At 34.8% G+C, this 26,002-nt stretch carries 24 protein-coding genes and 1 pseudogene; 18 read left to right on the top strand and 7 right to left on the bottom strand.

Going from position 1 to position 26,002, the window contains the following annotated elements; translation table 11 throughout:
- Positions 1 to 90 precede the first annotated feature (90 nt).
- Both frr and pyrH read right to left on the bottom strand, forming a co-directional pair.
- Positions 91 to 645, bottom strand: coding sequence for a ribosome recycling factor (gene frr, locus NBX25_RS17960; RefSeq protein ID WP_123911642.1), 555 nt, complete (start codon positions 643 to 645; stop codon positions 91 to 93).
- A 129-nt stretch (positions 646 to 774) separates the two neighbouring features.
- Positions 775 to 1,482, bottom strand: coding sequence for a UMP kinase (gene pyrH / locus NBX25_RS17955; RefSeq protein ID WP_123911643.1), 708 nt, complete (start codon positions 1,480 to 1,482; stop codon positions 775 to 777).
- A 167-nt stretch (positions 1,483 to 1,649) separates the two neighbouring features.
- On the opposite strand from pyrH, the gene porQ reads away from it, so the two are divergent.
- From porQ to NBX25_RS17930, 5 genes are all read left to right on the top strand, one after another.
- Positions 1,650 to 2,642: a type IX secretion system protein PorQ gene (gene porQ / locus NBX25_RS17950; RefSeq protein ID WP_123855715.1), complete on the top strand. Its 993-nt coding sequence runs from the start codon at positions 1,650 to 1,652 to the stop codon at positions 2,640 to 2,642.
- A 73-nt stretch (positions 2,643 to 2,715) separates the two neighbouring features.
- A complete protein-coding gene (cmk, locus tag NBX25_RS17945; protein WP_123911644.1) occupies positions 2,716 to 3,390 on the top strand; it encodes a (d)CMP kinase in 675 nt (224 codons plus the stop codon).
- A 95-nt stretch (positions 3,391 to 3,485) separates the two neighbouring features.
- Positions 3,486 to 3,836 (top strand): YtxH domain-containing protein, encoded by a 351-nt coding sequence (locus NBX25_RS17940; RefSeq protein WP_123911645.1) that lies wholly within the window; start codon positions 3,486 to 3,488, stop codon positions 3,834 to 3,836.
- 80 nt (positions 3,837 to 3,916) lie between these two features.
- Positions 3,917 to 4,225: a phage holin family protein gene (locus NBX25_RS17935; RefSeq protein WP_047496002.1), complete on the top strand. Its 309-nt coding sequence runs from the start codon at positions 3,917 to 3,919 to the stop codon at positions 4,223 to 4,225.
- A gap of 3 nt (positions 4,226 to 4,228) precedes the next feature.
- Positions 4,229 to 4,726 carry a phosphoribosyl-ATP pyrophosphatase gene (locus NBX25_RS17930; RefSeq protein WP_123911646.1) on the top strand — a complete coding sequence of 166 codons (498 nt, stop codon included), beginning with the start codon at positions 4,229 to 4,231 and terminating at the stop codon, positions 4,724 to 4,726.
- A gap of 102 nt (positions 4,727 to 4,828) precedes the next feature.
- Here NBX25_RS17930 and NBX25_RS17925 read toward each other — a convergent pair whose 3' ends face one another.
- Positions 4,829 to 5,554: a TrmH family RNA methyltransferase gene (locus NBX25_RS17925; RefSeq protein ID WP_250254701.1), complete on the bottom strand. Its 726-nt coding sequence runs from the start codon at positions 5,552 to 5,554 to the stop codon at positions 4,829 to 4,831.
- Between NBX25_RS17925 and tamL the strand changes: the two genes are divergently transcribed.
- Positions 5,540 to 8,143 (top strand): translocation and assembly module lipoprotein TamL, encoded by a 2,604-nt coding sequence (gene tamL / locus NBX25_RS17920; protein ID WP_250254699.1) that lies wholly within the window; start codon positions 5,540 to 5,542, stop codon positions 8,141 to 8,143. The two genes, NBX25_RS17925 and tamL, sit on opposite strands and share 15 nt — an antisense overlap.
- Here the strand turns inward: tamL and NBX25_RS17915 are convergent.
- Both NBX25_RS17915 and NBX25_RS17910 read right to left on the bottom strand, forming a co-directional pair.
- On the bottom strand, positions 8,140 to 8,697 hold the full coding sequence (locus tag NBX25_RS17915) for a SanA/YdcF family protein (RefSeq protein ID WP_378170560.1): 558 nt from the start codon (positions 8,695 to 8,697) through the stop codon (positions 8,140 to 8,142). The two genes, tamL and NBX25_RS17915, sit on opposite strands and share 4 nt — an antisense overlap.
- Positions 8,698 to 8,753: 56 nt before the next feature.
- A complete protein-coding gene (locus NBX25_RS17910) occupies positions 8,754 to 9,878 on the bottom strand; it encodes a ferredoxin--NADP reductase (RefSeq protein WP_250254697.1) in 1,125 nt (374 codons plus the stop codon).
- Between the two features lie 32 nt (positions 9,879 to 9,910).
- On the opposite strand from NBX25_RS17910, the gene NBX25_RS17905 reads away from it, so the two are divergent.
- The 12 genes and pseudogenes from NBX25_RS17905 (at position 9,911) to NBX25_RS17845 (ending at position 23,221) form a co-directional block, all read left to right on the top strand.
- Positions 9,911 to 10,474 carry a TlpA family protein disulfide reductase gene (locus tag NBX25_RS17905; RefSeq protein WP_123911651.1) on the top strand — a complete coding sequence of 188 codons (564 nt, stop codon included), beginning with the start codon at positions 9,911 to 9,913 and terminating at the stop codon, positions 10,472 to 10,474.
- A 20-nt stretch (positions 10,475 to 10,494) separates the two neighbouring features.
- Positions 10,495 to 11,466, top strand: coding sequence for a FecCD family ABC transporter permease (locus NBX25_RS17900; protein WP_250254695.1), 972 nt, complete (start codon positions 10,495 to 10,497; stop codon positions 11,464 to 11,466).
- A 708-nt stretch (positions 11,467 to 12,174) separates the two neighbouring features.
- On the top strand, positions 12,175 to 12,552 hold the full coding sequence (locus NBX25_RS17895) for a GxxExxY protein (RefSeq protein WP_123911653.1): 378 nt from the start codon (positions 12,175 to 12,177) through the stop codon (positions 12,550 to 12,552).
- 86 nt (positions 12,553 to 12,638) lie between these two features.
- Entirely contained in the window at positions 12,639 to 13,562 is a 924-nt protein-coding gene (locus NBX25_RS17890) for an ABC transporter ATP-binding protein (RefSeq protein ID WP_123911654.1), read from the top strand.
- Positions 13,563 to 13,727: 165 nt separating this feature from the next.
- Complete coding sequence (locus NBX25_RS17885; protein ID WP_123860527.1) at positions 13,728 to 14,180, top strand: MarR family winged helix-turn-helix transcriptional regulator; 453 nt, start codon at positions 13,728 to 13,730, stop codon at positions 14,178 to 14,180.
- Between the two features lie 53 nt (positions 14,181 to 14,233).
- Positions 14,234 to 16,627, top strand: coding sequence for a 3-hydroxyacyl-CoA dehydrogenase/enoyl-CoA hydratase family protein (locus NBX25_RS17880; protein ID WP_123911655.1), 2,394 nt, complete (start codon positions 14,234 to 14,236; stop codon positions 16,625 to 16,627).
- Positions 16,628 to 16,665: 38 nt separating this feature from the next.
- Positions 16,666 to 17,018 (top strand): annotated as a pseudogene (locus tag NBX25_RS24815) (four helix bundle protein).
- A 49-nt stretch (positions 17,019 to 17,067) separates the two neighbouring features.
- Positions 17,068 to 18,246, top strand: a complete 1,179-nt coding sequence (locus NBX25_RS17865; RefSeq protein ID WP_123911657.1) for a thiolase family protein — start codon at positions 17,068 to 17,070, stop codon at positions 18,244 to 18,246.
- Between the two features lie 116 nt (positions 18,247 to 18,362).
- Positions 18,363 to 20,138 carry an acyl-CoA dehydrogenase FadE gene (locus NBX25_RS17860; protein WP_123911658.1) on the top strand — a complete coding sequence of 592 codons (1,776 nt, stop codon included), beginning with the start codon at positions 18,363 to 18,365 and terminating at the stop codon, positions 20,136 to 20,138.
- A 153-nt stretch (positions 20,139 to 20,291) separates the two neighbouring features.
- Entirely contained in the window at positions 20,292 to 20,627 is a 336-nt protein-coding gene (locus NBX25_RS17855; RefSeq protein ID WP_123911659.1) for a YegP family protein, read from the top strand.
- 80 nt (positions 20,628 to 20,707) lie between these two features.
- On the top strand, positions 20,708 to 21,154 hold the full coding sequence (locus tag NBX25_RS17850) for a phosphohydrolase (RefSeq protein ID WP_123855698.1): 447 nt from the start codon (positions 20,708 to 20,710) through the stop codon (positions 21,152 to 21,154).
- A gap of 15 nt (positions 21,155 to 21,169) precedes the next feature.
- Positions 21,170 to 23,221, top strand: coding sequence for a M48 family metallopeptidase (locus NBX25_RS17845; protein ID WP_250254691.1), 2,052 nt, complete (start codon positions 21,170 to 21,172; stop codon positions 23,219 to 23,221).
- Here NBX25_RS17845 and NBX25_RS17840 read toward each other — a convergent pair.
- Together NBX25_RS17840 and NBX25_RS17835 are read right to left on the bottom strand one after the other, a co-directional pair.
- Positions 23,218 to 23,934, bottom strand: a complete 717-nt coding sequence (locus NBX25_RS17840) for a DUF2490 domain-containing protein (RefSeq protein ID WP_250254689.1) — start codon at positions 23,932 to 23,934, stop codon at positions 23,218 to 23,220. The two genes, NBX25_RS17845 and NBX25_RS17840, sit on opposite strands and share 4 nt — an antisense overlap.
- A gap of 71 nt (positions 23,935 to 24,005) precedes the next feature.
- Positions 24,006 to 25,817 carry a TonB-dependent receptor plug domain-containing protein gene (locus tag NBX25_RS17835; RefSeq protein ID WP_250254687.1) on the bottom strand — a complete coding sequence of 604 codons (1,812 nt, stop codon included), beginning with the start codon at positions 25,815 to 25,817 and terminating at the stop codon, positions 24,006 to 24,008.
- Between the last annotated feature and the right edge of the window lie 185 nt (positions 25,818 to 26,002).

Genomic DNA, 26,002 nt, shown 5'->3' with positions numbered 1-26,002 from the left:
TCTAGATAATTCTAATTAATTTGTAAATATTTTAATAAAAAAAGAGGATTCCAAACCGGAATCCTCTTTCATTATTTTCAAAACTGAAAATTATACTTTCATAATTTCAGCTTCTTTTGTCTTAAGATGCTCATCGCAAAGCTTTGTGTACTTATCTGTGTAAGTCTGGATTTCTTCTTCCACCCCTTTCACAACATCTTCAGAAACACCATCTAGCTTTTTAAGTTCTTTCAAACCTTCCTGTCTTGCATTTCTTACAACGATTTTTGTCTGCTCAGTTTCGCTTTTAGCCTGTTTTGCCAATTCTCTTCTTCTTTCCTCTGTTAGAGGCGGTACATTAAGAATAATGTTTTCTCCATTGTTAGAAGGTGCAAAACCTAAGTTTGAATTGATAATAGCTTTTTCAATAGCGTTGATCGCTGTTCTGTCCCAAGGTTGAATAGAAATGGTCATTGCATCTGGAACGGAAACATTGGCAACCTGGTTAATAGGAGTAGGTGCTCCATAGTATTCAACCATTACATCCTGAACCATTGCTGTAGAAGCACGTCCTGCTCTGATTCTTTGAAATGCATGGTCAAGGTGTTTTACCGCTGCGTCCATGTCCTGTTTTACAGATTCTAATATTAAATCTAATTCTTCCATTATTATATTAAAGTTTGATAAATTGCACATTAGTGATAAATGATGAGTAAAATGATGAGTAATTAATAATAAACAATGAGTGATAGTAAACTCTTTAGTTATTATCTGCTACCTATCCCGATCACCTGATTACAAATCAACCAGGGTACCTACATTTTCTCCATCCACGATTCTTACTAAATTCCCATCTTTATTCATATCGAATACAATAATAGGCAATTTATTTTCGTGACTCAAAGTAAAGGCAGTCATATCCATTACCTTAAGGTTTTTCTCAAATACTTCATCGAAAGATAAGGAATTATATTTTACAGCATCAGCATTCTTTTCAGGATCACTGTCATAAATCCCGTCTACTCTTGTTCCTTTAAGAATAACATCTGCGCCAATTTCAATTGCTCTCAATGTTGCCGCTGTATCTGTTGTAAAATAAGGATTTCCTGTACCTGCACCGAAGATCACTACTCTCCCTTTTTCAAGGTGTCTTACGGCTCTTCTTTTGATGAAAGGCTCGGCAACTTTATCCATTTCGATCGCAGACTGAAGTCTTGTCTTGATTCCAGCATCCTCCAATGCCCCTTGTAATGCCATACCATTGATTACAGTAGCTAACATTCCCATGTAGTCTCCCTGTACTCTGTCCATTCCTTTTGCAGCTCCAGCTACACCACGGAAAATATTTCCTCCTCCAATGACGATCGCTACTTCACAGCCTTTTTCAACTACTTTTTTAATCTCAGCAGCATATTCCTGCAGTCTTTCGTTGTCAATACCGTATTGTCTGTTCCCCATTAAGGCCTCACCGCTAAGTTTTAGAAGGATTCTTTTATATTTCATCTTTTATTTTTAATAAACTTTTTAATAGAGTTGTTTCTCCAAAATTTGATTTTGCAAATATAATCATTAAAAATATTGATAAAAGAAAAATATTTAATTAGAAATAATGTAAGAAATATTTTGAAAAGTACGAAAAAGGATTATTTTTGCATTAATTATAAATTGAGTTGAAGAAAATTATCATTTTTTCATTATTTCTATCAGGAATTGTTTCTTATGCGCAAACAGGAACAAATGTGTATCCGTTCTTAAATGTACCTGTATCTGCAAGACAGGCAGCCTTGGGTGGAGATGCAATTTCGATAAGAGATTATGATGTTTCCTTTGCTATTGCAAACCCGGCCCTGTTAAATAAAGATTCAGACAAGCAGCTTTCTGTAAACGCTACCGCTTATCTTGCCGACTCCAAATACGGAACCATTGCGTATGCCAAAGACTTTGAAAATGGCCACATGGCCACTATCAATGCAAGGTATATGAGCTACGGAAGTATCCCGAGAACTGATGAAAGTGGTTTTCAGGACGGAGAATATAAGGCTTCTGATGTAGCTATTGGTGCCGGATATGCTTACCAGTTTGAAGAAGACTGGACCATTGGTGGAGGATTAAATTTCGTTACCTCAAAAATAGACAACTATACTTCTTCCGCAATCTCAGGAACTGCCGGAATTACATATCATAATAAAAAGAACAAAGAAGTTCTGTCTCTTGTATTAAGAAACTTCGGTTTTCAACTGAAATCATTCAATGGAACCCGTGAAAATCTTCCGTTCCGAGTGGATATAGGATATACAAGAATATTGAAAAACTTCCCTCTTGCTATTACCATTACTGCACATGACCTTCAAGAGTTTAATATTTCATCAGAATATAATAAGGATGGGCAGAAAGTGAATGCAGGCAGAAAAATTGCCGATCACTTCTCTTTAGGAGCAGAATTATTTCCCGAAAAAAACTTTAATATCAGATTGGGATATAATGTAAAAAGAGGAAATGAACTTGCTGTGGCAGATCAAAGAAACTTTTCAGGACTTTCTGGCGGATTTGGAATTAAAGTTTCAAAATTCCGTATAGATTATGCCCACATAAGATACCATAACTCATCTAACGTCAATCAGATAGGTATTTCCATGGATCTTTCCAGCCATAGAGGAGAATAGAAAAACTCTTAAATACCTCTTAAAATTTCTTATTAGTTCTTGATTTTCTAAAAAAAATCTAGAAATTTGCAGTATGAAAAAACCTGTAATAGCTATCGATGGGTACTCGTCTACCGGAAAAAGTTCTATCTCCAAAATCATTGCTGATAAGCTAGGACTTATTCATATGGATACAGGAGCGCTTTACAGAGGAGTTACCTGGTTTGCTCTGCAACATTGTCTGAATGAAGAAGGTGGCATTGATCTGAAAACTTTATTTTCATCCTTAGATCAGATTCACCTTGAATTTAAAAACAATGACGGAACACTTGTTATTTATCTTAATAATGTAGATATTTCTAAGGAAATCCGTACCAATGAAGTTTCTGATAATGTAAGTCTTGTAGCCAAACAAAAAGAAGTAAGAGATTATTTATTACAGTCTCAGCGTTCTATAGCAGAAAAAGGAGGAGTCATCATGGACGGACGTGACATTGGGACAGTAGTTCTGCCAAATGCGGACTACAAATTCTTTCTTACTGCCAGTATAGATGAAAGAACCAACAGAAGATTTCTCGAATTAAAAGGACTGGGAATTCAAGCTGATAAAGAGCAGGTAAAGCAAAACCTGATTGAAAGAGACAAAATCGATAGCGAGCGTGAAATTGCCCCATTGAAGCAGGCTGACGACGCTACGGTAATTGATAATTCTGAGCTTACTAAAGAAGAAACCATAGAACTGATTCTTTCTTACATCGAAAAGATTTAACAATTTTTAATAGGCAGAAAGCCTCCTTTGGTATACAAATTGTAAGTTTTATTAGTGTAAAAACTAATCTATTATTAACTATTAAAAAACTTAAAATGTCTAAAAACGGAAAAAATACAGCAGGTATATTGGCGGGACTTCTTGCAGGTGCTGCAGCAGGTGTAATCTTAGGGATGTTATATGCACCGGAAGAAGGAAAAGAAACCAGAAAAAAAATCAAGACTAAAGCGAATGATTTAAAAGATCAGGCTAAAAACAAGTACGGAGAGGTTTCTGAAAAAGTGAAAGACCAGTATGGCAATATTTCTTCTACTTTTAAAGAAACAGCTAGCAACGTAGCACATACTATGAAAGACGGGTATGACAAATACAAAGATCAGATTGTTTCTAAAACTGCAGACGTAGTAAAGGATGTAGAAGCGGAACTGAATGATCTTAAATCATAAGTAATTTATCTTTTTTAAGTAAATTACAGAAAGGAACTTTTGTGCGAAAGTTCCTTTTTTTGTAACTTTAAAAAAAAACAATGATAGAAACTATTAAAGAATATGCCTCGAAGAGAATAGACCTTCTGAAAATTGAAGCTACTGAAAAGTCTTCTCTTTCTGCCGGGCTCATTACCTACTTTGTAGTACTGCTTGTTGCTTTTGCTTTTTTTATTATCCTTTTCAACTTCGGAATTGCTTTTCTTATTGGGAAAGCATTGGATAATTATTCATACGGATTCTTAATCGTTGCAGCATTTTATGCTTTGGTAATGGCTTTTGTCATTGCATTTAAAAACAAAATTGTGAATACCGTTGCAGATCAGGTTATTAAATTTTTAAATCATTAAACTATGGGCAGAAAATACGAAAGCATAGAAGAACTAAGAAGAAAGAAAAAACTGCTCCAAGGTGAAATTAATGATCTTGAAAATCTTCTTACTTTTAAAAATACAAAAGAAAGTCTTAGTGCATTCACCAACGGTCTCAGCGATCAGTATCTCCAGGAAAAAGTAGACGAAGACGGTGATGAAAAAGTTGTTTTGAGAAAGGATGTCATTGCCAAGCAGCTTACTTCTGAAGTAAAAGATCTTCTGATCAGTAAGAATACCGCTGTAGGACTTGCAAGTTCTGCTTTCAAAGGAAACATTGCAGACAGCATTGTTAAACTGGGGGTTACAGCCATTGTAGGGAATTACGCCAAGAAGAACATGAAAAGTTCTAACTGGAAGAATAAGTTGGTAGGAGCTGCTTTAATTTACCTTGCTCCTATTGCTTTGAAGTTTGTCAGAAAAAAACTGGAAGAATACCAGAAAAATAAAAGTGTTTCCAGCATGGAACAATTGATATAGAAACTTTTATAGGTTTTAGATATCAGATTTCAGATCTATCAATTGGGTAATCAATTTTCCCACGCGGATAATGTCTGAAATCTGATATCTGAAGTCTAAAATCTATTTAGAAAATAGCTGTCCTAAAATAATCCCGGCTGCCATTGATACATTCAGGCTTTCTGTAGACTGGGATTTTCCAAACCTTGGAATGCTGATGCATTTTTGCAGTAATTTTTCTGTTTCCGGTCTCATACCATTTCCTTCATTTCCAAGAATCAGATTTATTTTTTCAGGCTTCTCGAAGGTATAGATGTTTTCTCCATCCATATCCGTTCCGATATTTACATTTTCGGTTTTAGAAAGATATTCAACAAGGTTTGTATAAACGATATTTACTCTTGTAAAAGATCCCATTGTTGCCTGGATCACCTTTGGATTGTAAAAATCTACGGTATCTTCACTACAAATGATCTGTTCTATTCCGAACCAGTCTGCCAATCGGATAATGGTACCCAAATTTCCCGGATCCTGAATACCATCCAAAACAAGTTGTATATTCTTATCTGCCCATGATTCTTCCTCTGGCAGATAACATACCGCAACGGAATCTTTTGGGGTTTTAAGAAAACTGATTTTTTTTAACTCATTTTCAGAGATATGAGTAATAGGGCTATCAGTACGGTCCAATTTTTGTGGATCGGTTGATAATATTTCTTTAACTTTAAAGTTAGAATTGAAAAGTTCACAAATGATTTTATTACCTTCAACCAAAAACAAATTGTATTTTTGTCTGAACTTCTTTTTATCTAAAGATTGTAAAACTTTTATTGTATGAGCTGTAAGCATTATAAGAATTCTCCTCAAAAATATTATAAAATTATCTCATTTGCAACATTTGTTGGTCTCCTTTATGCTTGTAGTACCACAAAAAAGGTTCCAGATGGTGATTATCTGCTTACTAAGAACAATTTTGAATTCGAGGATAAGAAAGAATTTTTTGATGAGGAGCTGAAAGATTATGTCCAGCAGAAGCCTAATAAGAAGCAAATTCTTTTTATGCCTTTAGGCCTTATGTTTTATAATATGGCCAATCCAAAATACGATACTATCCTTAATGAGTACATGACGTATCCCCGTGAAATGAGAGATCAGAAACTGAGAGACTCATTATTTATTAAGTATAATATGAAAAATAGTGTCGGGAAAAATCTTTTCTTTGACCGTTTATTGCATACGTGGGGATCTCCACCTGTTATTCTGGATCAGACCAGAAGTGAAAAAGGGGCAGAATCCATCAAAAAAAGGCTGACCTACAGAGGGTACTGGGATGCAGAAGTGAAATACAAGCATAGTTTAGACTCTGCATCTAAAAAAGCAGCAGTCAATTATTTCATCAAACACAATGACCCTACCTATATTAAAGATTACTTTTTTAATATTCCGGACCAGGGTATCAAACAGATTTACAATACGCATCTGAATAAAACGCTTGTAAGATCAGGTAAAATTCTTGACCAAACTGTTCTTGAAAAGGAAGTAACAAGGATTACTGACTTAATGAGAGAATATGGATATTATAAGTTCAACAGTACCAATGACGAGGTCTATTTCGTTGCTGACTCTTTAAAAAGCAAAAAGCAGGTTCCTCTTACTTTGGAAATTCATAAAGATTCTTTAGACCGTCCTTATAAGAAAGCTACTTTTGGAAATATTGATGTTGCCATCGTAGATGAAGCTAGTGATTATCCTAAAAATACAGTAAAAGACAGTTTAAGAAGGATAAGATTCCATAAAATGAATGATAAATATAAGACATCTTCATTATGGAGAACCATCATTGTAGACAGCAAGCAGACATACGATCAACAAAAACTGGACGTAACCAAGAGAAACCTTTTAACGATGAACAATTTTAGCATCGTAAAAGCAAGAGACTCTCTAAGACGCGGGGGCGTTACTTCCCCTAATGACAGTATTGTAGATGTCTTATATATATTGAAACCGCTTCCTAAGTATGAACTGAAAGTAGGAACGGATCTTAATTATTCCCAGATCTTGAATCTTGGAATCTCTCCTTCTGTAGACCTTACTACCCGAAATCTTTTTAAAGGAGCAGAAAACCTTTCTACAAGTCTTTCAGGCACATTCGGGTCTATTGCGAGTACGGAGAATACTGATAAAAGAGTATTAGCCTATGAAATATCAGCTCAGGCATCTCTAAACTTCCCAAGATTGTTACTGCCTTTTAATTATTATAAATTTATCCCTAAAAGATATACTCCTACTTCATCTATTCTATTGGGAGCATCCATACAGAATAATATTGGATTGGGGAGAGTTAACTTTAATACCGGATTAAACTATCAGGCAACCGTTAATGAACAAGTATACCATAAACTGACGTTATTTAATACTCAGATCAGTTTAACGAAAAATAAAAATGCTTATTATGATTACTTCGTTAACGATGAAGTGGTCAGAAAAGAAATAGTTGCTAACTATTCTGCTCATTACGGGATTGATCTTGAAGCAGATATACAATCCGGAAAAACTACAAAAGATGACGTATCTCAGAAAATCATTAATGATGACAGCTACCGAGCTACTCTTAATCCACAAGGCTTAGATTTACTGACAACATTCAGAGGAAGTCTTATCAATAAAGAAAGACAAACCCAGGATGTCTTTATTTCTTCTATGATCTATAATTTTGTTTATAATGAAATTGGAAAGAAGGATTATCCAAATGCATTTTACTTTAATGGAAAAGTTGAACTTGCTGGTAATATTTTAAGTCTGTTCAATAAGAAAAGTAATGATGGAGGCGTTGTTTCAGCACCGCAAAAAACAATCTTTGGAATCCCTTATGCTCAATTTGTAAAATTTGATATTGATACAAGGAAATATTTTAAATTCAACGGCAATCAGACCTTAGTTCTCCGTCAGTTTATCGGAGTGGGTATTCCTTATGGAAACTCAGATGACATGCCTATTATTAAGTCTTATTTTAACGGTGGTTCCAATGATATCAGAGCCTGGGTGGCCTTTGGAGGACTAGGTCCTGCTGATTCTCAGGTAGATGAGAGGGTACGTGCTTACATGACCAATGATGTAAAACTGACGACCAATATTGAGTACAGAATTCCATTTAATAATATGTATGAGGGAGCCCTGTTTACAGATATAGGAAATACATGGAGTCTTCGTAATCATAATGATGCCCATCAGGATCAGTTCAGATTTAATAAATTCTTAAGTCAAATGGGTGTTGGTAGTGGATTTGGGCTAAGAATAAATGTGGCATATATTACCCTGAGATTAGATTTTGCTTATAAAATCTTTGATCCGAATAAACCTGAAGGAGACCGATGGAGATTCAAAACACTACAGCCTTTCAAGCCAACAATTAACTTTGCTTTCGGATATCCTTTCTAATCCGGAGAAACTCCCAAAATAAAATACACTACAGCAATAACACGGGCGAGGATTTCCCTCGCCTGATTTCTGTAGAAACTTTCAGGTTTCGTGACATCCTGTGCATCAAACCCCAGTGCATTCATATCATTATTTCTTGCAAAAAATAAAGCACGAAGGTTATGATATCCTTGAGAAACAATAATGACATTTTTCTTCTTATAAACATCTTTACAACGAAGAATACTTTTGTAGGTATTAAACCCTTTAGGATCTTCAACAATAATATCCTCCGGAACACCTTCCTGATAGATCAGATAGTTTTTCATTGCAGCAGGTTCATTGTAACCTTTACTCTTCTCTCCACTTACAATAATTTTCTTGATCTTTCCATGATGGTAAAGAAGGGCAACGGCATCCATTCTCTTGGTAAAATAAGGATTAGAAAGGCCTGATCTCATCTTTGGAGAAGTTCCAAGCACCAGAGCCACTTCCCTTGGCGGAATTTTTGAAATTTTGGTATAGGTACGGCCATTCGTGAGTCCAAAAACCCACACATTACAGAAACATATCATTAAAATTCCTAATTCCAATGATATAAATCCTAAGTTAAATATGTTCCTGATAATTCTCAACTAAGATCAAAGTTAAGCTTTATTTTTTTACTTTTCACTATTGACATGCAAGCTAATATATGCCCCTGTATTTCTTCTTTTTCGGTAAGATATTCATTTTCCAACAGTTCCACTTCTCCTTCTTCCAAAGAACATTCACAACTTCCGCAAATTCCGGATTTACATGAATAAGGAACAGGGAATTTCTGAAGCAAAAGCTGTTGTAGTATTCTATCCTTATTATCAGGAAGTTGGGTAGTATATTTTTTCCCAAGCATCGTAAATTCTACCTCTATATTTTCAATCAGCGGAAATTCTTTTTCTACAGGATAAATATCATCATTATATTCTTCAAAAAGTTCAAAATGAATATTTCGTTTTGGAATTCCGTGATGGTAACAGGCGTTTGCTAAGGTTTTAATCATCTCCCCTTTTCCGCAAATCAATACTTCATCCACAGCATCCCAAATCGTGGATTCTTCATCAGTATCGTCCAAATGCAGGATCTGATTGATAATTAAATTTAATTTTTTTTCATCCAGCCTACCATAGAAAAACTGATCGGCAGTTTTTTCCTGTGAAAAGAAGTAAAAGATCTGTAGCCTGTCACCACAGGTTCGGGCAAGGGTATCCAGCTGATCTCTGTAAATCAGGTCTTCTGAACTCTTATTTCCAAAAAACAAAAATAATCTTGTTCTTGGTTCGTTATGAAGGATATTTTTAAAATGGCTTAAAATAGGAGTAATTCCAATGCCGGCAGCAAAAGCAACTATTGTTCTGAACTCACTGGGCTTAGATACTATGGTAAATCTTCCGGCAGGTTCACTTACCATTAATTCATCACCTTCATTGTAGTTTTGAAAAAGCTGAGAAGTAGCTCCATCAGGAGCATTCACTTTTATTCCCAAACATATTTTTTCTTCATAAGGAGCGGAAGTCATCGAATAATCATTAATCACTTCTTCTCCATGCGATTGAAATTTTACACTAACGAACTGCCCGGCATCAAACTTAAAGTTTTCTTTCAAACTCTCCGGAATAACGAACTCCAGAGAAAAAGTATTTTTGGTCAGCTCTACCTTTTTCGCTATTTTTAACGGATGAAACTGTATTAGTTTCCCTTTATAGATTTGTTGTTCCATACTTCAATTCAAAAATAGATAAAAAATAATTTATGAAGAAAATAATTTTATCAACGTTAATTCTGGCTGCTCTTTACAGCTGTAAGAAAGAAAATTCAAAAGCTGAAGGCAGTACTAGTGTTACCGATTCTGTTGCTGTAGCACAAAACACAAAGGATCAACCGGCTACATATATTCCCAAAGAACTGTCTCCTGAAAATGTAGGTCAGCAATTAGCTAAAAATAATGATACCCTCTATGTTACTAATTTTTTTGCAACCTGGTGTGGACCTTGTATCAGAGAAATCCCAAGTTTTAAAAATAAAATGCAGGAATTAAAAGATAAACCTGTAAAGTTCACCTTTGTAAACCTTGATGACAAAGCTGATTGGGATACCAAAGTGAAAGATTTTGTGATAGAACACAATCTTGGAGCTAGTGTTATCTTACTGGATGGGCAAAAATTAGATCCGACTTTCTTTTCCAATAATTTCAAGCAATGGGATGGAGGTTCAATTCCTTTTACCTTTATGAGAAAAGGAAATCAAACAGACGAATATTTAGGAATGATGACAGAGGAAGTATTGAACTCTAAAATCAATGCATTTCTAAAATAAAATATACATCTTTCTGAATCATGTCAAAAAGATTTAAAATCCTGTGTTTATTATTGGCCATTGCCATCCTTGGAGGAGCAATCGTTAATCTGAACACAGGATTTTTGAGTTTAAATCTTCAGGATTTTTTCCAGGATTCTGCACAGAGTCAAATTGCAGAAATCCGTATTAACAGGGTTCTTGTCATGCTGTTAGCAGGAATCTCAATTCCGACATCAGGATTCCTGATGCAGGAATATTTTCAAAATCCACTAGCCGGACCTGATATCCTGGGAATTACTTCTGTGGCCAGTTTATCAGTAGCATTTTATATTTTCTTCTCTCACAATATTTTGCTTCCGGAATTTCTCCAAAACAGTTTCCTTAGCTTATCGGCGATTGGAGGAAGTTTATTATTGATGCTGATTCTGTTATCCATGTCCAATAAATTTCAGGACAAATCTTACCTGATTATTTTCGGGTTTCTGGTATCTGCTTTTGCCGGAGCCATCGTTTCACTGTTACAGTTTTATGCGGAGAATCAAAGTCTTAAAAACTACATCCTGTGGTCTTTTGGAGCCAATAATATGGTCACCAGAGATCAAATCTATGTATTATTCATTTTAGTATTGATAGGATTGTTTTTCTGTTTTAAATCCATAAAACCGTTAATCGGAAATTCATTAGGAACTTCATATGCACAGAGTTTGGGAGTTAATCTGAAGCATTTAAAACTTTTAATCATTATAGCTTCCTCTCTCCTGTCAGCATCTATTACTGCTTTTTTAGGACCTATCCTCTTTATAGGAATTATTGTTCCTCACTTTTGCCGATTGATCTATAACCCTTCCAAATTATGGCAGCAGTGGATCTTAAATATGTTTCTGGGAATGCTGGTTATGTTGTTCTTCTCTGTCATTGCGGAAAAAACTCAAATCCCATTGAATGTGATAAGTTCTGTCTTTGGAATTCCTGTGATCTTACTGATGCTTTTGAAGCAGAATAAGGTTTAATGTTTTTTATTGGAAACGCGAAGGCGCAAGTTTTTTGCCTGCTTCATGCTTTAAGGCGCAAAGATTTTATCTACGATAAAATTGAATACAGTAATATATATTTAAATCCAAAATTGCACGCATAGAAACCTATTTGGTATTGATGGTCCTTTTGAAGTAGAGTAAAGTGTGATTTTTTTGTTGGATTAACGCCAAGACGCAAAATTATTTACCATCACCGTACTTTAAGTCGCAAAAGATTTTATCTACGATAGAATTGAATACTGTAATATATATTTAAATCTAAAATTGCACGCATAGAAACCTATTTGGTATTGATGGCCTTTTGAAGCAGAATAAAGTGTAATTTTTTTGTTGGATTAACGCCAAAGACTCAAAACTATTTCCCAGCATCATGCTTTAAGGCACAAAATATTTTATCTACGATAAAATTGAATGTATATATCTAAAATATATTATTAAGTTATGCAATCACGCTTGCTGAAAATCTTTGATTTTCTTGCGCCTTAAAAATACACGTAACGCATAATAAATCCTTGCGTCTTTGCGATTACCCAACAAGAAACCTCTAATCAAAATATATATAATAACAAAAACACATTCCCATGCTTGCAAAAAAAATCTGATTTTCTAAAATATCATAAATCTTTTCTATTTATGTATTTATCCAACAATCCTTATATTTATAATTACAAAAACACACAACAAATGACAGAAAACGAATTATCAAAAATTGTTTTTGATGCTGGTTTAAAAATTCACAAAAAGATTGGTTCAGGATTATTCGAAAATGTTTATGAGGAATGTATGTTCTATGAATTAACAAAATCAGGATTCTTAGTGGAAAGACAAAAACTGCTTCCTATTATTTATGAGGATTTGAAAATTGAAAATGCTTTCAGGCTTGATATGATTATAGAAAACAAAGTTATCTTAGAAATAAAAACTGTTGATTATATCAGCCCTGTTCATAAAGCTCAACTCTTAACTTATTTAAAAATGGCCAATTGTAAACTGGGTATGTTACTCAATTTTCAATCTGATGTTTTCAAAAATGGAATTTCAAGAATTGTAAATAATCTATAAAAATTTGATAAAGTCAAATTCCATGCGCCTTAAAACAGTATTTTTGTACTACAATCTGCAACTTTGCATTTTAACCAACATCAAGCATGCATATACAAATCAAACAAGCCAATATCGGATACAACAAAACATTAATTTCAAATGCTAATGCAGAATTAAAGCTTGGTGATGTATGCTTATTGATTGGAAATAATGGTGTAGGAAAAACGACTTTAATCAAATCTATTCTTCATCAGATTTCATTACTGGATGGAGAAATCTTAATTCATAATAAGAATGTAAAAAGACTTTCTGTAAAGGAAATTGCAGAGAATATTGCTATTGTTTTTTCAAAATCGGTTATTCCACAGCATTATACGGTAGAAGATCTTATTTCATTGGGAAAATACATCTACTATCCTTTTTATTTTGAATTGAAGAAGGAAGATCGTGAAGAGGTTGCTCACATTATTGAGGAACTGGAGCTTGGACAATACAAATATACACTCCTTAAAAACCTTTCAGATGGAAACCTTCAAAAAGCATTTATCGGACGTGCTATTACCCAAAACTCTCCCGTTATTATTCTGGATGAACCGACTACCCATTTAGATGAGAAAAATAAGATCATTATTTTGAAAACCCTGAGAAAGCTGGCAAAGGAACAAAACAAACTTATCTTATTTTCTTCACATGACTGGCGTCTGGCTAAGGAGTTTGCTGATAAAATATGGTATGTAAAAGACAAACAGCTTTATTCAGGAATTGTGGAGGACGTATTGCTTCAGCATGATGAGCTTACCAATGTTTCATTATTTCAAATACATGAGAGTTTTATTCCGCCACATATCTCTGCACCGCCCGTTCAGAAGGAAATGCTCTATTCTTTGCTTCAAAAAAACTTCTCAAAAGACCTTTCTTCTCTTCATTTTGAATTTCAGAACAGTTTTTGGGTAATTACCAACGATTCTCAGAAACAACAATGCGAATCCTTCGAAGAAATCATAAATTTCATTGAAAACATTTACTAATCAACGATTTTCTTTAATTATTTCACATACTATGCATGCATAGTATTATGCAAATCATACAATTTAACTCTTTTACTATCAACTTATTAACAAAATTTAACGTTAATAAATATTATGCATGCATAATATTTACTAAATTTGGGTAAAACCATTAGCGCAAAAATGATGGATAATAATAAGGAAAAAATAGAAAACGTAGATTTAATTTTAAAGCAGACCTGGTTGGCTGTTTCTAAAATGTACACAGAATTGGCTCAGGAACATGATTCCACAGCAGTGCAAGCCCTCACCCTTCTTAAAATTGATCCCAAAGAAGGCACACGAAGTACGAATCTTGGACCTAAAATGGCCATTGAACCCACTTCCCTAACGAGAATTATTAAACTTTTGGAAGATAACGGATATATCTATAAGGAGAAAACCACCACAGATAAAAGAGAGGTGATTATCAAACTTACCGATAAAGGTTTAAACTCCAGAAATATGTCTAAAGAAGTAGTAGTCAACTTTAATAAAAAGGTGATGGAAAAGATCAGCCCGGAAAAGATGGATGCTTTCAAAGATGTGATGACTGAGATCATGAAAATAGCCAATGAGCTGCTCAATAACAGAAAATAAATTATCATGAACTGTTCGGTTCATATAACCTTATAAATAATAAAAAAATAGATATGAAAAGAAGAATCAAACACGTAACAGTTCTTGGTTCAGGAATTATGGGTAGCGGTATCGCAGCTCACTTCGCCAATATTGGTGTGGAAGTGTCACTTTTGGATATTGTACCTTTTGAATTGACTGAAGCTGAACAGAAAAAAGGTTTGACCAAAGAAGACAAGGCAGTAAGAAACAGAATTGCTGCTGAAAACTTCGAAAAACTTAAAAAAGCAAGCCCTGCACTTCTTTATTCACCAAAGTTTGCAGACAGAATCAAAATTGGAAACTTCGATGATGATTTACCAAAAATTAAAAATACAGACTGGATTATTGAAGTAGTTGTTGAAAGACTTGACATCAAAAAATCTGTCTATGAAAAAATTGAACAGTTCAGAAAGCCGGGAACATTAATTTCTTCTAATACTTCAGGGATTCCTATTCATTTCCTTACAGAAGGAAGAAGCGAGGATTTCAAAAAATACTTTGCAGGAACTCACTTCTTCAACCCGGTAAGATATCTTCCTCTTCTTGAGATTATTCCAACAAACGATACAGATCCGGAAATCATAGATTTCTACATGAATTATGGGGCTAAATTCTTAGGTAAAACTACCGTTTTAGCAAAAGATACTCCAGCGTTCATTGCTAACAGAATCGGGGTATTCTCTATGATGGATCTACTTCACAATGTACAGAAATTAGGACTTACTGTTTCTGACGTTGATAAATTAACAGGTCCTGTAATTGGACGTCCAAAATCGGCAACTTTCAGAACTGCTGACGTGGTAGGTCTTGATACTTTAGTTATGGTAGCCAACGGTGTTCGCCAAAGCGGTGCTGAAGCCAATGACTTTAATGATGTATTTGCTCTTCCTCCTTATATCCAAAAAATGATGGATAATAAATGGCTGGGTTCAAAAACTGAACAGGGATTCTATAAAAAAGTGAAAAACGCAGATGGAAAATCTGAAATTCACGGATTGAATCTTGATACTTTAGAATACGAACTTCAAGGCAAATCTTCATTCCCTACTCTAGAATTAACAAAGTCTATTGATAAACCAATTGACAGATTCAAAGTATTGATCGGAGGTAAAGATAAAGCAGGTGAACTATACAGAAAATCATTAGGTGCATTATTCGCTTATGTTTCTCATAAAGTTCCTGAAATTTCCGATGAAGTTTACAAAATAGATGACGCTATGAGAGCAGGTTTCGGATGGGAAAATGGTCCATTTGAGATTTGGGATGCTGTAGGTGTTCAAAAAGGTATTGAATTAGCAAAAGACGCAGGTTATGAAGTTTCTGACTGGGTTAAAAATGTAGAAACTTTCTATAAAGTTAATGATGAAGGACAAAGCATTTATGTTGATAAAAATTCAGGAGAATACAACAAAATCCCTGGACAGGATGCTTTCATTATCCTTGATAACATCAGAAAAAACAAAACGCTTTGGAGCAATTCAGGGGCTGCAATCCTTGATTTAGGTGATGGTATCATCAACTTCGAGATCCGTTCCAAAATGAATTCTCTTGGGGGCGAAGTTTTAGATGGGCTAAACAGAGCTATTGATTTGGCAGAAAAAGAATACGATGGATTAGTAGTAGGAAACCAAGGAGCTAACTTCTCTGTAGGAGCTAACCTTGCCATGATTCTTATGATGGCAATTGAGCAGGATTGGGATGATTTGAATATGGCGATTGCTTATTTCCAGAAATCAATGATGAGAGTACGCTACTCCTCTATTCCTGTAGTCGTTGCTCCTCACGGAATGACCTTAGGAGGAGGATGTGAAATGACAATGCATGCAGACAGAGTGGTTGCAGCCGCAGAAACTTATATCGGACTGGTAGAAACCGGAGTAGGTGTAATTCCTGGTGGTGGTGGTACTAAAGAACTTACTTTAAGAACTTCTAGAGAATTCCACAGTGACGATGTTAAAAACAACAGACTTCGTGATGCATTCATGAATATCGCTATGGGTAAAGTAGCTACTTCAGCATACGAAGCTTACGATATGGGAATCCTTGAAAAAGGGAAAGATATTGTTTCCGTAAGCAAAAACAGACAGATTGCTGAAGCTAAAAAAGTTGCAAAACTATTAGCGGAACAAGGCTATACTCAACCTATCGAGCAAAAAGTAAAAGTTTTGGGTAGAGATGCATTAGGAATGTTTTACGTAGGAACAGATCAGATGTTAACAGGAAAATATATCTCCGAGCACGACAAGAAAATTGCAGACAAATTAGCCAACGTAATGGTAGGTGGAAACTTATCTGAACCTACAGTAGTTACCGAGCAATACTTATTGAACCTTGAAAGAGAAACATTCCTTCAGCTTTGTGGTGAAAGAAAAACTTTGGAAAGAATTCAGTATATGTTACAAAATGGGAAACCACTTAGAAACTAGATCTTTTGTAAAATGTAAAAAGTATTAATGTATTAACGATGCACAATTTCAGAGATTTAGAAGTTTGGACAAAATCAATGAAACTTTGTAAAATATTTTACCTGGCTTCAAATAATTTTCCAAAAGATGAAATGTTCGGATTGACATCACAATCAAGAAGAAGTTTATATTCAATTTCTTCTAATATTGCTGAAGGCGCAGGTCGAGATACAAATGCTCAATTTTCACATTTTTGAATATTGCATTAGGTTCTTCATTTGAATTTGAAACCCAGATATTAATTGCTAATGATTTGGGGTTCTTTAAAAACGATGATTTTAATATTACTTATTCTGAAATCAAGCATATACAAAATATGTTGGTGAAATTGAAGCAAAAATTTAATACTTAAACATTTTAATCATAAATACATTTTACATAAATACTTTAATACAAAAAAAATGAAAACAGCATACATCGTAAAAGGATTTAGATCAGCAGTAGGAAAAGCACCAAAAGGTTCCCTACGCTTTACACGTCCTGACGTTATGGCAGCAACAGTTATTGAAAAGTTAATGGCTGAGCTTCCGCAATTGGATAAAAACAGAATTGATGACCTTATTGTAGGAAATGCAATGCCTGAGGCAGAGCAAGGATTAAACGTAGCCCGTCTGATCTCCCTAATGGGTCTAAATACAGATAAAGTTCCGGGAGTAACTGTAAACAGATACTGTGCTTCAGGAAGTGAGGCTATTGCAATTGCTTCTGCAAAAATCCAGGCTGGAATGGCAGATTGTATCATTGCAGGAGGTACAGAATCTATGTCTTATATCCCGATGGGTGGCTACAAGCCGGTTCCAGAAACTGATATCGCTAAAACAAACCCTGATTATTATTGGGGAATGGGTTACACTGCTGAAGAAGTAGCAAAACAGTACAATATTACCAGAGAAGAACAAGATCAGTTCGCATTTGAATCTCATATGAAGGCTTTAAAAGCTAACCAGGAGGGAAAATTTGCCAACCAGATTGTTCCGATCCCTGTAGAATATAATTTCCTTGATGAAAATCAGAAGCTTCAGACGAAGAAATTCGATTTCTCGGTAGATGAAGGTCCAAGAGCTGATACTTCGCTAGCAGGTTTAGCTAAACTTAGACCTGTTTTCGCTAACGGAGGGAGCGTAACTGCCGGAAACTCTTCTCAGATGAGTGATGGTGCCGCTTTCGTCATGGTAATGAGCGAGGAAATGGTAAAAGAATTAGGTCTTGAGCCGGAAGCAAGATTAGTAGCTTATGCAGCAGCAGGTCTTGAGCCAAGAATTATGGGAATGGGACCTATCTACGCTATTCCAAAAGCATTGAAACAAGCTGGTCTTGAATTAAAGGATATTGATTTGATCGAATTAAACGAAGCTTTCGCATCACAATCAGTGGCTATTAAAAAAGAGCTAGGTTTAAACCCTGATATCTTAAACGTAAACGGAGGAGCCATCGCTCTTGGTCACCCACTTGGATGTACAGGAACAAAATTGACCGTACAACTTCTTGACGAAATGAGAAAACGTGGGAACAAATACGGAATGGTTTCTATGTGTGTGGGAACCGGACAAGGAGCGGCTTCAATCTTTGAACTACTTTAAAGCGTACTGATGTATTTACGTAAAATGTATTTATGACTTACAAGCATAAAATCATGAACATATTCTACATGAATACTTTGATACAAAATAATCAATTAAAAAAAACAAAATAATATATGGCTACATTAAAAGGAGGTGAATTCCTGATCAAGGAAATTCCTGCAAATGAAATTTTCAGTCTTGAAGAACTGAGCGAAGAACAAAAAATGCTTCGCGATTCTGCGAAAGAATTTATAGATAGAGAAGTTGTTCCACAACATGATCGTTTTGAGAAAAAGGATTATGCATTGACTGAAGAGAAAATGCGTCAATTAGGAGAAATGGGACTTCTTGGAATTACTGTCCCTGAAGAATATGGAGGTCTTGGAATGGGATTCGTGAGTACAATGTTGGCTTGTGATTACGTTTCAGGTGGAAATGGATCATTAGCAACAGCTTATGGAGCGCATACAGGAATAGGAACACTTCCTACTCTCCTTTATGGAACTGAGGAATTAAAAAAGAAATATCTTCCGGATTTAGCGAACGGAACAAAATTCGGTGCTTATTGTTTGACTGAACCGGATGCGGGTTCTGATGCCAATTCAGGGAAAACCAGAGCAAAATTGTCAGATGATGGAAAACATTACATCATCAACGGACAAAAAATGTGGATTTCCAATGCAGGTTTTGCTGATACTTTCACTTTATTTGCTAAAATTGATGATGATAAAAACATCACCGGTTTCGTTATCAACCGTTCTGAACTGGAAAACCCTGAAAGCTTAACTTTTGGAGAAGAAGAGCATAAATTAGGAATTCGTTCCTCTTCTACACGTCAGGTTTTCTTCAATGATATGAAGGTTCCTGTAGAAAATATGTTGGGTGAAAGAAATAATGGTTTTAAAATCGCTTTGAATGCATTAAATGTTGGTAGAATTAAATTGGCTGCAGCAAATCTTGACGGACAAAGAAGAATTTTGAATCATTCTATTCAATATTCAAATGAAAGAAAACAATTCGGAGTTTCGATCTCTACTTTCGGAGCGATCAGAAAGAAGCTTGCTGAAATGTCAACCGGAGTTTTCGTAAGTGAAGCAGGTTCATACCGTTTAGCAAAAAATGTTGAAGATAAAATCGAAGAATTAGTTTCCGGAGGAATGGATCATCAACAAGCTGAATTAAAAGGGGTTGAAGAATTTGCGGTAGAAGCTTCTATTCTTAAAGTTTTTGTATCTGATCTTACCCAAAATACTGCTGATGAAGGAATTCAGATTTATGGTGGAATGGGATTTTCTGAAGATACTCCTATGGAATCTGCCTGGAGAGATGCGAGAATTGGAAGAATCTATGAAGGAACGAACGAAATCAACAGATTATTAGCAGTAGGAATGCTTATTAAAAGAGCAATGAAAGGTGAATTAGACCTTTTATCTCCTGCAATGGCCATCAGCAAAGAATTGATGGGTATTCCTTCATTTGAAGTTCCTGATTATTCTGAATTCATGAGTGAAGAGAAAGCTATTATCGCTAATCTTAAGAAAGTATTCTTAATGGTTTCCGGAGCAGCTCTTCAAAAATATATGATGGACATTGAAAAGCAACAACACTTATTACTGAATGCTTCTGAGATCCTTAACCAGATCTATATGGCAGAATCTGCAATATTAAGAGCTCAAAAACACTTCTCTCCTGATTCTGTAGAAGCAGCTATGGCTCAATTGAACCTTTACAAAGCGGTTGAGAAAATCATTGTAGCAGCTAAAGAGGGAATCATTTCTTTTGCTGAAGGAGATGAGCAGAGAATGATGCTTTCAGGATTAAGAAGATTCACTAAGTATACTAATCATCCGAATGTAGTAGCATTAACTGAAAAAGTAGCAGCTCACTATATCGAAAAAGGAGCTTATTAGTCTCTATAACATAAATTTGATTTCAAAACGTCCCATTTTGGGGCGTTTTTTCTTATTTATTCGTTCACAAAAGAGAATCTTGAAAAAAATTCAGATTTCAATATTTTTTCTCTAACTTTATGATAATAAAACCTTTAACCAAAATACAAACTTATGGGAAAATTTATTATTTCTAAAAGAACCAACGGAGATTTTCAGTTCAACCTTAAAGCCGGAAACGGCCAGGTAATTTTAACAAGCCAGGGATACAGTACAAAACCATCCTGTGAGAACGGAGTCAGTTCTGTAAAAATCAATTCTCAGGAAGATGCCAAATTTGAAAGGAATACCGCCAGAGATGGCAGATGTTATTTTAACCTTAAAGCCGGAAATGGGCAAATCATCGGAACCAGCCAGATGTATGAATCTGATAACGGGATGGAAAATGGAATAGAATCTGTAAAAAATAACGCTCCCAATGCTTCTGTAGAGGATGAAACAAATTTCTAGAATATTACTAAATAATCTTAATAAAAATGCCTTATATTTTTAAGGCATTTTTTATTTTTGTACTCTATTTTCATAGAAAAATGACAAAAGAAGAACTACTCAATAAAGCTATAAAGATTGCCGATAAGGCTCATAAAGGACAAACTGATAAATACCACGCTCCTTATATTGCACACGTTATGCGTGTCATGGAATATGGTAAAACAATTGATGAAAAAATCGTTGGTGTGCTGCATGATGTTGTAGAAGATCATCCATTGGAATTCAGCCTTGATTATTTAAGAGCAGAAGGATTTCCCGAATACATTATTTTCGCCATCAGCTGCCTTACCAAATTCGATCCGGAAGAAGATTACGATGAATTCATTAAGAGAACAGAAAGATCCCTTCTTGCGGTTGCAGTAAAAATTAATGATCTTCGCGATAATATGGATCTTAGAAGAGTAAACCGCGAGCTTACTCCTAAAGACATTAAAAGATTTAATAAATATCTTAAAGCCTATCGTTATCTTATAGAGAAATACTAATTAAAAAACACACAAATGACTAATAACCTGCCCAAAATTTCACCTGCTTATCAATCTAAGCTGACTTCTGCTATTATATCAGTTTCAGTCTTTTTTCTGATGTATTTAATACTTATTCTAACTTCTCTCCTAATGGTTTTCCTATTAGGTTATGGTGCCATCCAGCTATTGAGTATTAAAGTTAATTATTTTACTATTTTTGGCGCAGTAGGATTATTTAGTATAGGTGTTTTTGTATTTATCTTTCTTATCCGATTTATTTTCAGAAAAAATAGTTACAGTACACGTCATCTGATAGAAGTAACACGCTCCCATCAGCCCGAACTTTTTAACATGATTGACGAAATTGTAAAGGAAACAAAAGTTCAGGCTCCCAAGAAAGTTTTTCTTTCACCGGAGGTAAATGCCAGTGTAAGCTATAATTCTATTTTCTGGAGTATGTTTCTTCCTGTAAAGAAAAACCTTACTATAGGCATGGGACTTATTAATTCAACAAGTGCCGGAGAATTGAGAACGGTTCTTGCTCATGAGTTTGGCCATTTTTCTCAAAGAAGTATGAAAGTAGGTGGTTATGTGAATCAGGCCGAAAAAATCATTTTTGAAACCGTTTACAATAATAAAGATTATGAAAATTTCATTATAGAGTTTTCAGGAGGCAATGTATTTTTTAAAATTTTCGGTCTCATCTCAGTGAGTTTTATCAATGCATTTCAATATATTCTTAAAAGTATTTCAAATTTTCTTTTTAAAAACCATGCTTCGCTTCAAAGAGAAATGGAATATCATGCCGATGCCATCTCAACGTTCATAACGAATCCTGAAGAGCAGATTTCATCGTTATTAAGATTAGAATTGAGTGATTTTGCTCTTACTTATACGCTCAATTTCTATATTGAGAACAATCAGAAATATCTTCCTAAAAATATTTATAGAAACCAGGTTTCTTTAATGAAAATTTTCAGTGAAAGAAATAATCATCCTTATGTAAACGGACTTCCACAAATAGATCTAGAAGATTTGACCCGATATAATAAATCCAGAATTGAGATTGAAGACCAATGGGCATCTCATCCCGATATTGCCAAAAGAGTAGAAAGGATCAAAAGGAACGAATCCCAAAACACAAGCAGAGATCACAGACCTGCCGGAGAAATAATAAAAGGCTATGAAAGTATATGCGAAACTTTAACTTCAAAGTATCTCACATTATTAAATATTAAAAATGTTGGAGAAGTTATTGATGACAAAACTTTTACAGCGCTTTATCTGGAAAACAATAATTATCAGCATCTGATTTCTCGTTTTAATGGATATTATGAAAGGCATAACCCTATTTTAGAAAATATTGAAGCTATTATTCCAGATTCCGGGCTTCAACATGGATATGATCTTTTCAGTGATAAAAAAGTTTCTCTTGTGTATGAAAAAGCAGGGATAGAGCAAGATCTTCAAACTTTAAAATATTTAGTTTCTCAACCAAAAGAAATAAAAACGTTCAGATATAACGGTACCTTACACAAAGCAAAAGAGGCTGGAAACATTATCCCACAACTTGAAAAAGAACTTACCCAGGTAGCTGCTGAGCTTCATACAAACGACAAATCTATTTTCCAGCATTATTATCATATATGCACTGATAAACAGCGAATGGATTTAATACGTCAATACAAAAAAATGTCAGCAATAGACAAGGAATTTGATGAATTTCAAGAAAGCCTTAATGAATTTATCGGATACTTACAGTTCATGACGATTACTTTACCTTTTGAAGAAATTCGTAAACACAGAGCAAAGCTTTTGAAGGCAGAAAAACCGTTTAAACAAAAAATCAGAAACCTTCTGGAAAATTCTGCTTACAAAGAATTCCTGACAGATGAAGAAAATAACCTTCTTCAGCAGTTTGTAAATACTGAATATATTTATTTCAATAATGACCGATATCTTCAGAATGAGGTAGATTCAGTATCCTTATTGATTGAAAAATATCAAGGTCTCTTAACTACTTATTACCTTAATACAAAACAGGATCTATTAAATTTACAGTCAGATTTAGACAGAGCCTCTTAGTCTGCCCCTGGGAAATCATATGTTTTCATCTCGTGATCTGTACCATCAATATTGATATTCAATGCCAGGTAGATGAAATGTAAATTCTTATTTCCTTTTGCTTCAAATTCACGTTGCCAAAGATATCCGCTCAAAATTCCAAAATAGTCATCAATCTGATAGCCAAAACCACCATACACCCTGTTTCTGGCAAAAGTGGGCTTCATTGGGGAAACCAGGAAGATTTCATCATAAGCATTGGCAAAAACAGTTCCTTTTTTGATCGTTTTAGAGTTTAAAGGAACACTTACATTCAGACGGTAACGATACCGCATTCTTTGGGATGTCTGATCCGTTTGTGGCTCATAAAACCAGCTTTTCTCAGCACGGAAACGGTTTTCAAACTTCACAATACCCTTTTTGATATCAATGATATCCTGAAGCCATACTCTGAATTCTTCCCTGCTTAATTTGTGGTCCTTATAATTGACATACCTTCCCAGTCCTACAAAAGGTTTATGATTCTTGGTAAGATTATACCCTAATCCCCCTTTTATTTCATAATAATCCGGGTAGGTATAATCTTCATTACCTCTTAATTGCCCTTCTCCGTAGATGAAAAATTTAGGATGAAACTTATAGGTTAGCGTTACTGCATTGAAGCTGGAAATATGTTCCTGAGCTTTGAATAAAGATAGACTAAGAAGTAGCCCTAAACCTAGAAAACGTTTCATAAAAAATTTTTGCAAATGTAATTTTTTTAACAATTTGTTAATATTAACTTTAATTAATATTGATTTAACACTTACTTCATGTTAATTGTATAAGAAAAGCCTATATGAAACCATCTTTGTGGCATTTCTACTCCAAATGCTTCCGTGTATTTTGTATTGGTAATATTATTCACTAGAACATATACCGAATAATCTTTTTTGCTAAAGCTTAATTTTTCATCCAACAGCTGATAGCTTCCCAGGTTCATCCTTTGATTGTACCTGTAAACCAATTCATTTGTGAAAGCACCTAGGAATTTTGTCTCCATTTTACCAATGAACTGATGTCTCAGATTATCCATAACGTATTTTGAAACGAATTCATTGGATTTCTGAAACTTACCATCAATATAAGTATATCCTGCCATCACCTTCAGCCAATCGTTCATTTTGTAGTTTACTTCGGCTTCTATTCCTTTGATTTTAATGTTTCCTACATTATCTGCAGCCCATGTTTTATCATTGATATCTTTTTTTACCCAATCAATAGAATTTTTTGAATCTCTTAAAAACCCGCTAATTTTGGCTAAAATCTTTTTATCCTGATATTGGTAACCTACCTCAGATGAAATACCATTTTCAGGCAACAAATTTGGGTTACCACGCTCTTGCGGACTTACATAATAAAGATCGGTAAAAGTAGGAATACGGTGTACTTTGGCAATGTTTCCATAGACTTTACTGTTAGGATTGAAATTATATCCTACATCCAATCCAGGATAGAAAAAATTACCCTCTTTAGAATAGTTTGCCCATGAGATTCCGGGACTGATGTTTAATTTTTTATCTAATAATGAGAAGTGATGTTCAAAGAAAATCTGGGAAACAAAACGGTTCGGATTTCCTAGATTACTGCTTACCAAGAACTCTTTTCTCAGCTCCACACCCACTCCTGTAGTTCCCAATCCCCATTGATAGCTGGAATTGACTTCACCTCCTACATTATTTCCAATGTGCATATTTCTGTAAAAAGAAGGGTCTTGTCTTTTGTAAAGGTACATATCCTGCCCTCTTCTCCAATATACATTAGAATTAATCTTTAATTTTCCAAAAGTCTGCTGATGGGCAACACTTACAATAGATGCCTGCATTTCTTCATACTGATCAATCGCAGTTTTGGAAGCATAAAATCCATTAGCTCCGAATTTCTTTTCAGAAAAACCGGCCTGAAGTCTCAGATCACCATTCTTAATATTCAGTTTTCCCTGATAGAATACATTTCTGATTTCATAATCCGTATTATACATATAGCCTTGAGATCCTGAAGAGTTAGCCTGCAGGGTATTGGAAAATTTTTCATTTCCCATCTGGGCATTAAAGCCTAATCTATAAGAACTATAATCTCCACCTTCTGCACTTATTTTAACCTTCTTTCCTACTCCCGGTTTGGTAATCACATTAATAACCCCGGCGTAAGCATTTTGCCCAAAACGTCTGGCAGCAGGGCCTTTGATGATCTCAATTTTTTCCACATCTTCAAGATCCACCGGAATGTTCATAGAATTGTGCCCTGTCTGTGAATCATTGATTCTGACTCCGTTCAATAATAATAAAACCTGCTCAAAGGAACTTCCACGGAAACTGATATCACTCTGAACTCCATTGGATCCTCTCCTTCTGATGTCCATCCCCGGAACCTGCTGAAGAATTTCATCAATACTTTTTGAAGGGGCATTGGCAATATCTTCTTTGGTGATTACAGTAATATTCTGATTGGCACTTTTATAAGGTGTAGAGATAAATTTCCCCTGAAATTCAATGTTTTCAATATCTGTAGTTTTTTCCTGAGCCTGTACCCAAAGCAGAGATCCAAGAAAAAAAACACTTCCTATCTTTTTGATCATAATCGTTTCCGTAGTTTCTTTTAACAAGGTTCAAAAGTAAGGGAGTTCAGGAAGACAGGCAAATGATACTTGTCATAAAAAAAGACGCGGCCTGAAATGCTGCGTCTATGTTCTTTGAGGGAGAGTTTCTATCTTTTTCTCATTAAATGTGTAACTAGATCTCTGAATAATTTTCTCATTCCTAT

Origin of the sequence: Chryseobacterium sp. Marseille-Q3244 (assembly GCF_940807095.1) — a bacterium.
Lineage (GTDB): Bacteria > Bacteroidota > Bacteroidia > Flavobacteriales > Weeksellaceae > Chryseobacterium.
Note: the sequence above shows the minus strand (reverse complement) of the source record. Positions and strands in the feature narration are given on the sequence as shown.